Source organism: Gilliamella sp. X-57, from assembly GCF_057063565.1.
Genome location: NZ_JBXSQI010000014.1, coordinates 72,421 through 86,130, shown reverse-complemented (window position 1 = coordinate 86,130; position 13,710 = coordinate 72,421). Strand labels below are relative to the sequence as shown.

Here is a 13,710-nt window from a genome sequence, read left to right as displayed (position 1 = left end):
CTAATGCTGATTTGGTGAGGTCATACTCTGCGACTATATCCGCACGTTTTTTACCATTTTGATATAGCATGACCATTTGTTTTTTGAACTCGTTAGTAAAGCTACGTTTTGCTCTTCGTGATGAATCGATTGCCATTGTTGTTACCTTCTCTTATTTTTAGTTTATCATAACAATGACCTTATAAAACTGGTACTAATTAGTGTAGCCGATCCAAGTAGTTATATACTTTGCCAAAGTTATTTCGACAATAAAGCGGATTGGTAAAATCATAATCCTGCTTTGAACTATTGAGCATACCGCCTTTAATAGTTTTAGCGGCAACCCCTTTTTCAATTAACGTTTCGGGATCTTCATATTTATTTATTCTTAACTTTTGCTTATCTTTTATAGCTTGCACAAAATTAATAAAGGTTTGCTTACGCGCTTTATTAGTTTGCACCCCCATGCCAGATTCTTTCGATTGTGATTCTAAAAAAGTGTAATCAAAGGCATACGGTGAGTGTGCAAGAATCACACAATCAGCGGGTAAATAACCATCTTCAGCTAGCATCATATTAGCTAACATGGTAATAATTGTCCCTTGACTATGCGCCACAATATTGATTGGTGCTTCCTTCAACTTTTTATCTTCTCTAATTTTAATAATTAAATCGGCTAAGCGACGAGCGGCAAACACCATATAGATGCGATGTGGGTTGTAATAAGCTTTAGCCCCTTTTTGCGATCCCAATCGGGCAACTAAATTCGTAAACGAGGTAAACCCTGGACCATACATATCGGGGATGCAGGTGGTTGCATCCGAAAAAGGCCCCCCATTGCGAGTAAAATGGTAATCAATCCAATTACCAAAATGATCATGATTTAATTTCGAAAAACCACACATTTCAGCCAGTTCTTTAGTCTCTTGTTCAATCCAATAGGCATCATAAGGTAGTTCATCTGGCTTGCCCTTTTCTAATCTGGCTTTATAGGCTTCTTGTTCACTATAGTAAGTATCAACATCGACCGGTTTATAACCCCAATAAAATGGAATAACAGGCGAATTACCTTTATGTTTTTCTACTTTAGGTTTTAGTGGTGGTTTAATTTTTGCTGTTTCTTCCCACTCAGTTAACATTTGCATTCTGGGTGAAAAGTCGTCATCATCAACTTTAGCCCATTGCCACTTGTTAGGCTTTAAATCACAACGCCCTAAGCGCTTATTTAATCCCTCACAAATCCCTTTATCTAAATTGGGGAATGCTTCGCCAACATCATTCACGCCATGAATCAAAATCACAATACATGGCAATGGCGCAGGCACGCAAACATTTTGGGTTAGCATGGCATCAGTAGAGTTTGCGGGTAAACCAATCACACCGTCAACCTCGGTGATACTATCACTTGAAGTATGTGTATTAGACATCGGTTAATCCTTGGTTAATATTTCTATTTTCAGTTGTTCTAATTCTGTCATTGGTAACATTTGTGTTTCACCATTTTCATCAGTCACCCCGTCTTGTGTACTGCCATCGCTAAAATGAATTCGATATGGATGGTTTTTTAATACTTGTGATGGTGAACCATTGAAATGCAATTTAAACTTGCGTGAAAAGTCGCCTTTATTAAATGAAGGAGTCACTTCTTTAATACTTTCGGCACCAGAATAAGAAAGTAAAGCTGTTTTTTGTAAGATGCTAGTTGGCGCAATTAACTCTATCGTGCCATTTTTAATACGAATGCCAGCGCCACCACTAAGTAGTAATAACTCTTGTTGAGCGTTGATGGTTACTTTACCGTCACTACTGGTTATAAACATATTTTTTTCTGCAGTGAGTTCTAATTCATCTGACTGCGCTTGAATTTCAACCCTGCCCGATGCGGCAATGAGCTTAATCCCCAATTTATGCGCAAAAATAGAAACCATTTCACCGGCTGCCATTGACAGCTTTTTGAAAATATTAATGCTAGCGTTTTTACCGGCAGTAACAATAATATTTTCACTGGCTGCACTTTGAATGCTTTTTGATGAAGTTTGCGCTATGCCTTGATCACCATGAATAACAACCGTTGGTTGCTGTAATTGATTGGTTGCTGATTGCAATGCTTGTTGTTGGCTGATTTCGGCAGGATCGGCACCGCTTGATTTTCCACACTCAATTAGCGCATAAGAAATATTTAAAGATTTTTCGATTTGTTTTATTGAATCTTGCATTTCAAGCTGTTGACCGGCGGCTTTTTCTTGCGCTGTGGTGGTAACATAAACCCCTTTACCCGCTCGGATTGCTCCCCACTCATCGGTGCGCAGTTCAAAGCCTTCACCTCGCTGGATTTTTTTATTATCAACTAAATGCCCTAGATTGAGTTGTGTTTTACCGTATTCGGTGGCAAGTTTGATATGCTCTTGCCCGCGCTTATCATCCATGCGCAATTTGTTATTGGCGGGTGTTCGAATTACATTGCGGTGTTTATTGCGGATAGACACATGGTCTGGGTGAGCACTGTCATGCATTGCATGAGCTATATAGGGGCGGTCAGGATTGCCATTCGTAAAGGCAACGGCAACTTCGGTACCCTCAATAAGGGGAAAATGAAAACCATAAGTATTTCCTGAATAAGGCTTGGCAAGCCTAACCCATAAACTTTCTTCGCCTTTTTTCCAGTTTTTTAAATCAAAGTTAAACTTAATACGATAGCGCCCCTGAGGGTCAATATAGCCATAGGTATCGTGATTAGGACTGGTCACTCTTGCCGGTAGTGTACCGCTCACTTGTGGCCACGGTAATGGCGCAGGACGATAAGGTTTAAGTACATTAAACGGTATGGCGGTAAAGTGGGTTTGGTATGATTCGGTTCGGTCACCATGACTATGAGTTGCAACAATGATAATGCCGTCTTTGATATCGTTAATTGGGCAGCTATCAATAATAAGCAGTTGCCCCGGCGCTAACTGGTAATCATTACATTTGCCATAAATGGTTAATTGTTCGGTAATATGTTGTTGATGGCGGATGTGGGCATACCATTGACCACTTTCAACAGTTTGAATATCTCCCTCTGTTTTATGATGCTCTTCATAACGATAGTCATCGCCACGAGTTGTGATATCTTTTTGTTGACTATTGTCGGTGATGTGAAGGTTGTTATTTGCCGTGCGGTAGTTGTAATCATTAACACGCACCTGATTGGGTTTAGTTTTACTACTAAATTGCAAATCCCATACGCTATGACGGCGACTATCATTTAAACCACTGGGCTGCTTAATTGCAATATTACCCGCCTTTTTTAATCCTTGTTCATAATCACTCATGACCATGACATCACAGCGATGTTTTGGATGCGTTTCAAAATAAAACCAGATACCAACATCAGCTAATAAACGCTGAATAAAGGTTAAATCACTTTCTTGCCATTGGGTAATAAACTCACGAGCAGGGTAAGTTTCATTTAGCTCCATTCGAAAATCAATCCCGATAAAACCGTGATTACGCAACACTTCTTCGACGACTTCAACAACGCTTCTATTTTGGAAAACAGCACTTTGATGATGGTTAGCTAGCAATGCCAGTTTAGATGCAAACACCACCCGATAGTGGGCTTGGTCTTCACTCATTGAGATAAAACTAAATTCAGTAATCACCCCATAGAGTGTGCGGGGTTTATCTTCAATATCCAGTGAGCTTATTTGGGTGAGTGTCAGTGGTAAGGGGTTGGGATGAAAAGTCAGCGATGCGGTTTGGCTGAGTACTGAATCGATGGATATTTGACGATTTGCGCTAGTAAAATCAATGCAATATTGCCAAGGTTGATTTAACTGCTCTTTGCCTTCGAGTGATAAGACCGAAATATCTGTTGTCATCTCAAGTCCATCTATCGAAAGCGAGTAACTATTCATTGGGGTAGTTTTGGCAAGTGAATCAAGATGACTGGCTAACTGATCTATTATGCCCATAGCTTAGTCCTTGTTTTATATTTATAATCTTGGTTATCTAAAATAAATCATAAGGTAATCTACACCATTAAAATACGTATTTTTTTTGAACAGTCAAGAACTTTTTTATGCCATTAATAGAATGAGTTACTCAACTAAGTAATAGATTTAAATGGTAATTTGTCGTATTAAAATGACGCATTAGCCCTTTTAGTTAAAAATATAAAATTTGGGGTAAAAATTGATATACACCATTTATTTACAAGAAAAATAAATATAGCTTATGGCAAGTATCATAACTAAATGGGATACAAAAGAAGTCTTAATTTATCGCGAAACGGTATAGACTCCTGAATATTTTTCACAAAAAATAGCGCCTAAAAAGTAAACAGATGAGTAAATACCCGATAGTGTGCATACAATTCACCTAGAAAATGACGCTATCTGTTTCCGTGTTTTATATTCAATGGGGGCAGGTTATTTAATGTTTAATGAGGCCTTTTGGTGCAATCAATGGCTGGACGACTGCTCATAAAGCAGTTAGCTAAATCGGTGGCAGTGATTTTTATTTATAATACAGGCGTCATATCGCCTGTTTGGGATACAGCGTTATTTCTATACATTACAATCGTTTTGCAAATTACACTAAACAACGCAAGCCATTCCTAGCTGTTTTTTATTAAAAAAACTATAATTTCTAGAAATGTTTCTCCTAAATAATGAAATTTGTGATCACCATCACATCACAAAACGAAATCTTATTATTTTAAATTTACTTAAAACTTTCGTATTGTTCATGATAGTCCTTCCTATAATTGTATAATTAACAGCACTATTATGTTTTTTAATACTGTTCATTACATCTCAACTTACTTTCGTTTTGTTTCGAATAAAAAGGATTTTGCGTTTTTTTTATTAAATCAGTTTTGTGACTTATCTAACATTTTTCATTGTCTACTCTATGTTTAAATTTAGTAAAAGAACGAAACAAAGATAATTGATATGTTATGAATGAAGAATCCATCAATACACTACAACGCCGAGAAAAGATCATTCATTTGTTAGAAAATGAAAATACAGTAACAGTAAATAACTTGAGTAAGTTATTCAAAGTCTCAACTGTCACCATCCGTAATGACCTGCGATATTTAGAAAAAAAGGGATGTGCATTACGTTCATATGGTGGGGCAATGATCAATAAAGCTTTTGCACTTGATAAACCCCTATTTGATAAAAGCCGTATAAATTCAGATATAAAAAATAAAATTGCACAAAAAGCTGCTGAAATGGTCAATGATGGTGATCATATTATACTTGACTCTGGATCTACCACCTCGGCAATGGTGCCATACCTACTCGAAAAAGAAAACCTAATTGTCTTTACAAATGCTATCAACATTGCCTACGACTTATCAATTAATTCTGACATTGAAGTCATTATTGCAGGTGGAAATATTAGAAAAAAGGCTTACTCAATTTCAGGTCCTACGGTGGAACAGCAGTTAAACATGTATCACTTTAATAAACTTTTTTTAGGAGTAGATGGTTTTGATTTAAACGCAGGTATTACTACTCCAAATTTTGGTGAAGCATCGGTTAATCGAATAATGTGTCAAGTATCTGGACAAATCATTGCGGTCACCGATTCCACAAAATTTGGTCGTAAAAGTTTCTGCATGATAGAAAAAATTAACCTTATAAATACACTGATAACTGATTCAAATATCAAGGAAGATTACTTAACCAAATTAAATGAATTAGGCGTCAATGTTGTTATTGCCGATCCATAAATAGCATTATTTTTAACAATACAATTATTCAATAAACAGGATATATATTATGCAACAATATTTAAATTATTCATTAGATTGGTTAGCACAACGCAATGCACAGCATACCGCTAAAGAAATTTGCCAACAACCTCAAATTTGGCGTAATGTGCTCAAACTAGTTACACAAAAAAGAGCTGAATTACAACAATTTTTACAACCTCTACTTGCCGATCCTAATTTAGACATTATTTTAACTGGCGCAGGATCATCAGCTTTTGGAGGGATTGCTCTTGCACCTTGGCTTCGTGAACAGACACATCGCAATGTTTTTGCATATGGTACAACTGAGATTGTGGCTAGTCCATTACAATACCTACGAAGCAATAAAAAAACCTTAATTGTATCGTTTGCTCGTTCAGGAAATAGTCCCGAAAGCGTTGCGACAGTTAAACTTGCCAATCAATTAATACCCGACTGTTATCATCTTTTTTTAACTTGTAATCCAAATAGTGCCTTAACCGAATACGCATCTAAAACAAATAATAAAGAACGTATTTTTGAATTAATTATGCCTGAAGGCACAAATGATTTAAGCTTTGCGATGACTTCAAGTATTAGCAGTATGATGCTGGCAACTTTATTAATTTTAGGTAATTTTGAAGATAAGCAAGCACATGATGCCGTAATGGAAATTGCTAACATCAGCGAGAAAAAATTAATCGAATGGCAAACAATAACTAAGCAACTAGCAACCCAATTGCATAAACGTGTTATTTATGTTGGCAGTAGTTGTTTTACTGGTATTGCACAAGAATCAGCTTTAAAAATATTAGAACTTACTGCTGGTAATATAGCCAGTCGTTTTGATTCAATATTAGGGTTACGCCATGGTCCTAAATTTATGGTAGATAAGCAAAGCTTAATTATTTGCTTTTTTTCTAACAATGCATATGTACATAAATATGATACCGATCTATTTAATGAGCTGATTGATGATCGCATTGCCTCGGATGTGCTGGCGTTAACTGGTCAACACAGCAATAATGAGCATATATTATCAGTTGATAGTGACATTGCTGATTGTTGGCTCATCTTCCCATATCTTATCTTTGCCCAAATGCTCGCTTTTGAAAAATCACTAAGCTGTGGTTTAACACCAGACAATCCCTGCCCAACAGGTGAAGTCAATAGAGTGGTAAAAGGCGTCACAATTTACCCTTTCAATAAAGTGTAAATACACAGTTTTGAGATCAATAAACCAAATAAAAGGAGCAAATCAATATGAGCAAACCCAATATTCTTATGACGCGTGTTGATAACCGTTTAGTTCACGGTCAAGTTGGTGTGACTTGGGTTAATGCACTTGGCGCTAATTTGCTATTAGTAGCCAATGATAGTGCAGCGCAAGATCCTGTACAACAAAACTTAATGGATATGGTTATCTCAGAAGGCATTCAAACCCGTTACTTTACCTTACAAAAAACCATCGACATTATTGGTAAAGCTGCTGAACGTCAAAAAATATTTATTGTATGTAAAACACCACAAGATGTTTTAACGTTAGTAAAAGGTGGTGTACCAATCAAATTTGTCAATATCGGCAATATGCACTTTTCAGAAGGCAAAAAGCAAATACATAAAACTGTATCAGTTGATGATGATGACGTTATGGCATTTAAAGAACTGAATCGGTTAGGTGTAACCTGCGAAGTTCGCCGAGTACCTGACGAAGCAGGTGAAAATATAGCAGGTTTACTCAATTTATCTTAACAAGGAGAAATTGCAATGTTAATGGATGCATTATTAATTGGACTACTAGCAGGTATTGCTGGTGTAGACCTATTTGATGGACTTACGCACTTACACAGACCAGTTGTAATTGGTCCTTTAGTTGGTTTAATTTTAGGTGATGTCACCACAGGTTTATATGTTGGCGGTTCACTAGAATTAGTATGGATGGGCATGGTGCCATTAGCAGGTGCTCAACCACCAAATGTTGTTATTGGCGGGGTGATTGGTACAACTTTTGCGATTTTAACTCACGCTGATCCTAAAGTTGCAATCGGTATTGCTGTACCATTTGCTATTGCTGTACAAGGCTGCATTACTATTTTATTTACTATCTACTCCTCAATGATGCACAAATGCGATCGCTATATTGATCAACTCAATTTTAAAGGCATTGAATGGATTAACTATCTTGGCATGATTATTTTATTTGGTTTCTATTTTATCGTTGCATTTTTACCTATCTATTTGGGTGCAAATACAGCAACAGAATTAGTCCAAAAATCACCTCAATGGTTACTTGATGGGCTTAGCGTTGCAGGAGGAATGATGCCTGCCATTGGTTTTGCTATGTTAATGAAAATAATGATGAAAAAAACTTATATTGCTTATTTTATACTTGGTTTTCTTGGAGTGACATACCTTAAATTACCAATTTTAGCTATTGCATTAGGTGCATTAGCCATTGCAATGATTGATTTCTTTAATTATAGCCGAGACAACAGCAACAGTGATAAACCAGCAAGTTCAATGGAGGTGGAAGATGGAATTTAATAATGATAATGAAACAAAAATGGCAGCAAAAGCCGAAAAACGCATGGAACAAGCATTAGCGACGAGTAAAGTATTAACAGATACTTATTGTGACCAAAGTCAAGATGTCACTTTAACCACAGGTGATATTAACCGAATGGCGTTTCGCTCACTTGCACTGCAAGCTTCATTTAACTATGAACGTATGCAAGCAGGGGGTTGGCTATTCACCATTTTGCCAGCATTACGTAAAATTCATAAAAATAAAGATGATTTAAAAAACGCCATGCATATGCATATGGAATTTATTAATGTTCATCCCTTCGATGTTACTTTTTTATCGGGTTTAGTGTTAGCTATGGAAAAAGGGAAAGAAAATATCTCAACTATCCGAGCGGTTAAAGTTGCATTAATGGGGCCTTTAGGTGGTATAGGGGATGCGTTATTTTGGCTTACTTTATTACCGATATGTGCAGGCATTGGTGCGTCATTAGCCCTAGAAGGTAGCTTTTTTGGCCCGATTATCTTTTTATTAATGTTCAATGCAGTACACTTCAGCTTGCGTTTTGGGCTTGCTCATTATGGTTATCGTGCAGGTACCAGTGCTTTACCTTTATTGAAAAATCACACTAAACGTATCTCACACGCTGCATCGATTGTCGGTATGACTGTAATTGGGGCTTTAATTGCCTCTTATGTACACTTAGTAACACCGCTAGAAATCAATGCAGGTCAAGCGCACATTGCTTTACAAGCCGACGTTCTTGATAAATTAATGCCTAATTTACTACCACTAAGTTTTACACTCATTGTTTATTTCCTGATGAAACGAAATTTTTCACCAGTCAAATTAATTGGTTTAACGGTAGTAATTGGTATTTTAGGTAAATTAATAGGATTTTTATAGAGGACTAATTATGGTCGGAGTGATCTTAACAGGCCATGGTAGCTTTGCTACTGGGCTTTACCAAGCAGTAATCCAAATCATCGGCACACAAGCACAATTTAGTGCAGTTAATTTTCCTGATGGTATGAGCTGTGAGCAACTAGAACAACAATTAACTGCATCATTAAAAGAGTGTGATAAAGGTGATGGTGTTATTTTTTTAACTGATATTATTGGTGGTTCACCGTTTCAACTATCTGCAATGCTAAGTTCGCAATTTAAACATATTGAGGTAATTAGTGGGATTAATATGCCTCTCTTACTTGAAATATTATTACAGCGTGATGAGTTAGATATACAAACCTTGCGGTTAAAATTAGTTGAAAATGCCCAAAACAGTATTAGCAGTTTATGGCATGAACAGCAAAAAAAACCAACTATTAACCAGGAGTGTTCCGATGGAATTTAAAAAAATTCATGCTAAGCGGTTGTTAACTCCAGTAGGTTGGTTAGAAAATGCCATTATCACAATTAAAGGTGATAGAATTACCGATATTGATATAACTAATAAACCATGCGCGAATGATATCAAAGTATTACCTGCGCTTATTGATACCCATATCCATGGCGCCATGGGGGCTGATACCATGGATGCTACTCACGAATCATTAAATACAATAAGCTGCTTTTTAGCCCAACATGGTGTTGGTGCTTTTTTAGCAACAACAGTGACAGAATCCCATGAAAAGATTGAAGCAGCATTAGTACAAGTTAAAAACAGTATCAAACAAGGAGTAGCAGGTGCAACCTTATTAGGTTCGTACTTAGAAGGTCCTTTTTTTACAGCTATCCATAAAGGTGCTCATCCAGAAGAGCTATTACATGGACTAGATCGCACACTAATAGAAAGATGGCTAAAACTAGCGGAAGGGACACTAAAATGCATTGCCCTAGCCCCTGAGTACCCAGAATCACTATCCATCATAAAATGGTTATGTTCAAAAAAAATCCGTGTCATGCTTGGACATACTAATGCCGATTATCAAACAACTAAACTAGCTCTTTCAGCTGGAGCGAGTGGTGTAGTACATTGTTATAATGGCATGTCAGGGTTAAATCATCGTGCCCCAGGAGTTGTTGGCGCAGCATTAACCCTTGATAATTGCCAGACAGAAATAATAGTAGATGGGCATCATGTTCATCCAGCTGCTGTTGCAATTGCCCATAAATGTTGTGGCAAAAATTTATTGCTCATCACAGATGCAATGCGAGCAACAGGAATGCCTAATGGTGATTACTATTTAGGAAAATTGTTGGTACACATGCAAGATAATGTAGTGCAAACTAATAATGGAGGGCTAGCCGGTAGCGCTTTAACGCTAGATTGTGCAGTTAATAACTTTGCCAAGTTTACTAATATTTGTTTTGAACAAGCTTGGTTACACGGAAGTTATTATCCAGCAAAAGCATTAGGAATTGATCACGACCTAGGTAGTATTACAGCAAATAAACGGGCTAATTTAGTACTACTTGATAACCACAATCACTTAATTGCCACAATAGTCAATGGAAACGTGGTTTATAAATCAAAAGAGTTCAAAAAACAATATATATCTGATATATAAAAAATCTATATTGTATTGAATAAAACGATAGATGAACGCCGAGTTGTTTACACTTCATGATGAAAGTAATCCTCAAAAATGATACGGCGTTTTGTCGAAACTCGCTTAAACATTTAGTTTTTTATCTTTTGCATCGCTCATTATTTGCCAATTGTGCGACCTCTCCATTAACGAACGTATTACACTTTCAATTTATCCATTCGTTTAAGGGCTGACAGGTTTTGCGAATATTTGATTGATACAATGACTATCACATCTTTTAATAAATAAGATAAAGAGAAGTCTAAATTCATCGCGAAACGGTATAGAATCCTGAATATTTTTTACAAAAATAGCGCCTAAAAGTGAACACCAAATCGCTATTAAAGTCGCTATCTCTTGCGACTTTTCCAGTCGTTTGTTGGCAAGCAGATTTTGTGCATATTTGATTGATACAATGACTATCACATCTTTTAATAAATAAGATAAAGAGAAGTCTAAATTCATCACGAAACGGTATAGAATCCTGAATATTTTTTACAAAAATAGCGCCTAAAAGTGAACACCAAATCGCTATTAAAGTCGCTATCTCTTGCGACTTTTCCAGCCGTTTGTGCAAGCAGATTTTGTGCATATTTGATTGATACGATGACTATCACATCTTTTAATAAATAAGATAAAGAGAAGTCTAAATTCATCACGAAACGGTATAGAATCCTGAATATTTTTTACAAAAAATAGAGTCTAAAAAGCAAACAGACAGGTAAATACCCGATAGTGTGCACACAACTCACCTAGAAAATGACGCTATCTGTTTCCATGTTTTATATTCAATGGGGGCTGGTTATTTAATGTTTAATGAGGTCTTTCGGTGCAATTAATGGCTGGATGACTGCTCATAAAGCGGTTAGCCAAATCGGTGACGGTGGTTTTTCTTTATGATATAGGCGCCATATCGCCTGTTTGGGATACAGCGTTATTTCTATATATTACAATCGTTTTGCAAATTACGGTAAACAACGCGAGTCATTCCTACACATAATTAACTTGCTGTCACTTAACGCATTTTAACCAGCAGCGATCAACTGCTGGTAATGAATTGATTAACGTTCTAGCTAACTCAAAGCAACGCCTTAATCTTCCATATTATAATTTACCTGCACTACCGCAAATGCGAATTTTATCTTCAACAATTTTTTTCATGGCGGCTTTTGCTGGCTGCATATAGTGCCTAGGATCGTTGGCGTCAGGATGGAGTTTAAAATCTTGTTTTAAAGCATCTGAAAAAGCAATTTTTAATTCAGTTGCCACATTCACTTTACAAATTCCCAAACGAATCGATTGTTTAACCATTTGTTCGGGAATACCCGATGCGCCATGTAAGACTAACGGAATATCAACTTTATCGCGGATTTTTGCTAAGCGATCAAAATCCAGTTTTGGCTCACCTTTATATAGGCCATGTGCTGAACCGATTGCCACCGCTAAAGAGTCAATCCGAGTTCGTTCAACATATTCTTTAGCGGCATCGGGATCAGTAAAAGCGCTGTCTTTATGATCGACAATAAGATCATCTTCTTGCCCGCCTAATCGACCTAGTTCGGCTTCAACACTGGCATTATATTTATGACTAAAAGCAACCATTTTGCTAACTATATCGATGTTTTCTTCAAAGGGATAATGCGAAGCATCAATCATAATCGAGCGAATTCCTGCCTCTATTTTTGTTTGAATATCACTGATATTTTCATGATGATCCAAATGTAACGCAAAAGGAAAATGGTGAATGCTTGCGGCTGTTTTACAAATACTGATTAAATACTGTATTCCTGCGTAACTATAAGTTGCTGGTGTTGCTGCAAGTATCACGGGGGATTGCATCTGTTTAGCGGTATCAATAACAACTTGGATAGTTTCAAGGTTGTGTATATTAAATGCAGGCACTGCATAACATTCACGTTGAGCTTTTTTTAACATCTCTTGGCTAGAAATAAGATACATAATTTAATCCTCATTAATCTGTTATTTTGCAATGATTTTTGTCACTTTAACGTGTTGATAATACTTGTCATAATTATCCATATTGACAAAACCGGTTTGCGATTCCATTGCATTTAGCATTCCCATGGTCATCGCACGTTTAAGCATTACCTCTATAGCTTCATTTTCATGAATGCTAACAGCAAGCCCAGCTAACGTAACATCACCCGATCCAACAGGATTAACCACGTTAATTTTAGGAATTGAAACTTGGTAATAGTTGTGATGACAGCGAGCAAAAGCGCCATTTTTACCTAATGAGATGATGATAAAAGCAATATCATTCAGTAAAGGATGATTAACGGCTTTAACTAATGAAGCTACATCATTTGGATCGATATCCATTTGAATAATCTGCTGTAGTTCATCTTTATTGGGTTTGATTAAAAAAGGTTTATTTTTAGACTCGAGTGTTTCTAATAACATTTTACCCGATGAGTCTAGCAATACTGGGATCTGATACTTATTTGCCTGTTCAATTAATTGAGTATAAAAATCAACTGGAAATCCTTGTGGCAATGACCCTGAAATAGCAATAACCTGCGCTTGGCTAAGCAAATTCTGGTAGTGTTCCAGAAAAACATTAACATCATGATTATCTAATACTGGCCCTGACTCGAGGATTTCAGTTTGGTTTCCCTCATGTAAAATGGCAATACAGTTTCTTGATTCATGTTGGGTGATATAAAAGTTGTAATTAATATTATCGTTATCTAATTGTTTTTGAATATACTCGCCCGTTGTTCCACCAATAATGCCTGATGCAAGAACGGGAATACCTGAATATTTAATGCCTCGAGTTACATTAAGTCCTTTACCTCCTGCGGTTTTTTTTACCTCTGAGACTCGATTAATATCATTAATCGCTAATTTATTTAATGGATACGATATATCCACCGAAGGGTTCATCGTAATTGTTAATATCATATTCTCACCTACGCATTGATATCGTTGGG

13 protein-coding genes are annotated in these 13,710 nt (G+C 36.6%); 7 read left to right on the top strand and 6 right to left on the bottom strand.

All coding sequences use genetic code 11. The features are described 5' to 3' along the window. Positions 1–197: 197 nt before the first annotated feature. Positions 198–1,406, bottom strand: coding sequence for a T6SS effector phospholipase Tle3 domain-containing protein (locus tag ACYIAL_RS08000; RefSeq protein WP_483751379.1), 1,209 nt, complete (start codon positions 1,404–1,406; stop codon positions 198–200). Positions 1,407–1,409: 3 nt separating this feature from the next. Then, positions 1,410–3,932: a type VI secretion system Vgr family protein gene (locus ACYIAL_RS07995; RefSeq protein ID WP_483751378.1), complete on the bottom strand. Its 2,523-nt coding sequence runs from the start codon at positions 3,930–3,932 to the stop codon at positions 1,410–1,412. 986 nt (positions 3,933–4,918) lie between these two features. Between ACYIAL_RS07995 and agaR the strand changes: the two genes are divergently transcribed. From agaR to nagA, 7 genes are read left to right on the top strand one after another with little or no spacing between them, the layout of a single operon-like run. After that, positions 4,919–5,701: a transcriptional repressor AgaR gene (agaR, locus tag ACYIAL_RS07990; protein ID WP_483751377.1), complete on the top strand. Its 783-nt coding sequence runs from the start codon at positions 4,919–4,921 to the stop codon at positions 5,699–5,701. 49 nt (positions 5,702–5,750) lie between these two features. Further along, complete coding sequence (locus ACYIAL_RS07985) at positions 5,751–6,917, top strand: SIS domain-containing protein (RefSeq protein WP_483751376.1); 1,167 nt, start codon at positions 5,751–5,753, stop codon at positions 6,915–6,917. A 47-nt stretch (positions 6,918–6,964) separates the two neighbouring features. Beyond that, on the top strand, positions 6,965–7,453 hold the full coding sequence (agaV, locus tag ACYIAL_RS07980; RefSeq protein WP_483751375.1) for a PTS N-acetylgalactosamine transporter subunit IIB: 489 nt from the start codon (positions 6,965–6,967) through the stop codon (positions 7,451–7,453). Between the two features lie 15 nt (positions 7,454–7,468). Continuing rightward, the gene (gene agaW / locus ACYIAL_RS07975; protein WP_483751374.1) at positions 7,469–8,245 is read left to right on the top strand and encodes a PTS N-acetylgalactosamine transporter subunit IIC; all 777 of its coding nucleotides are present in this window, start codon (positions 7,469–7,471) and stop codon (positions 8,243–8,245) included. Beyond that, the gene (locus tag ACYIAL_RS07970) at positions 8,235–9,131 is read left to right on the top strand and encodes a PTS system mannose/fructose/sorbose family transporter subunit IID (protein WP_160431693.1); all 897 of its coding nucleotides are present in this window, start codon (positions 8,235–8,237) and stop codon (positions 9,129–9,131) included. Before agaW ends, ACYIAL_RS07970 begins: the two co-directional genes overlap by 11 nt. Positions 9,132–9,141: 10 nt before the next feature. Beyond that, positions 9,142–9,579 (top strand): PTS galactosamine/N-acetylgalactosamine transporter subunit IIA, encoded by a 438-nt coding sequence (agaF, locus tag ACYIAL_RS07965; protein ID WP_160431692.1) that lies wholly within the window; start codon positions 9,142–9,144, stop codon positions 9,577–9,579. After that, positions 9,569–10,735, top strand: coding sequence for an N-acetylglucosamine-6-phosphate deacetylase (gene nagA / locus ACYIAL_RS07960; protein WP_483751373.1), 1,167 nt, complete (start codon positions 9,569–9,571; stop codon positions 10,733–10,735). Before agaF ends, nagA begins: the two co-directional genes overlap by 11 nt. Before the next feature lie 204 nt (positions 10,736–10,939). On the opposite strand, the gene ACYIAL_RS07955 is transcribed toward nagA, so the two are convergent. From ACYIAL_RS07955 to lacC, 4 genes are all read right to left on the bottom strand, one after another. Continuing rightward, a complete protein-coding gene (locus ACYIAL_RS07955; RefSeq protein ID WP_483751372.1) occupies positions 10,940–11,221 on the bottom strand; it encodes a hypothetical protein in 282 nt (93 codons plus the stop codon). Continuing rightward, positions 11,221–11,412 carry a hypothetical protein gene (locus tag ACYIAL_RS07950; RefSeq protein WP_483751371.1) on the bottom strand — a complete coding sequence of 64 codons (192 nt, stop codon included), beginning with the start codon at positions 11,410–11,412 and terminating at the stop codon, positions 11,221–11,223. Before ACYIAL_RS07950 ends, ACYIAL_RS07955 begins: the two co-directional genes overlap by 1 nt. A 448-nt stretch (positions 11,413–11,860) precedes the next feature. Further along, complete coding sequence (locus ACYIAL_RS07945) at positions 11,861–12,715, bottom strand: tagatose bisphosphate family class II aldolase (RefSeq protein ID WP_483751370.1); 855 nt, start codon at positions 12,713–12,715, stop codon at positions 11,861–11,863. A gap of 21 nt (positions 12,716–12,736) precedes the next feature. Continuing rightward, positions 12,737–13,681, bottom strand: a complete 945-nt coding sequence (gene lacC / locus ACYIAL_RS07940; RefSeq protein ID WP_483751369.1) for a tagatose-6-phosphate kinase — start codon at positions 13,679–13,681, stop codon at positions 12,737–12,739. Positions 13,682–13,710: the final 29 nt, after the last annotated feature.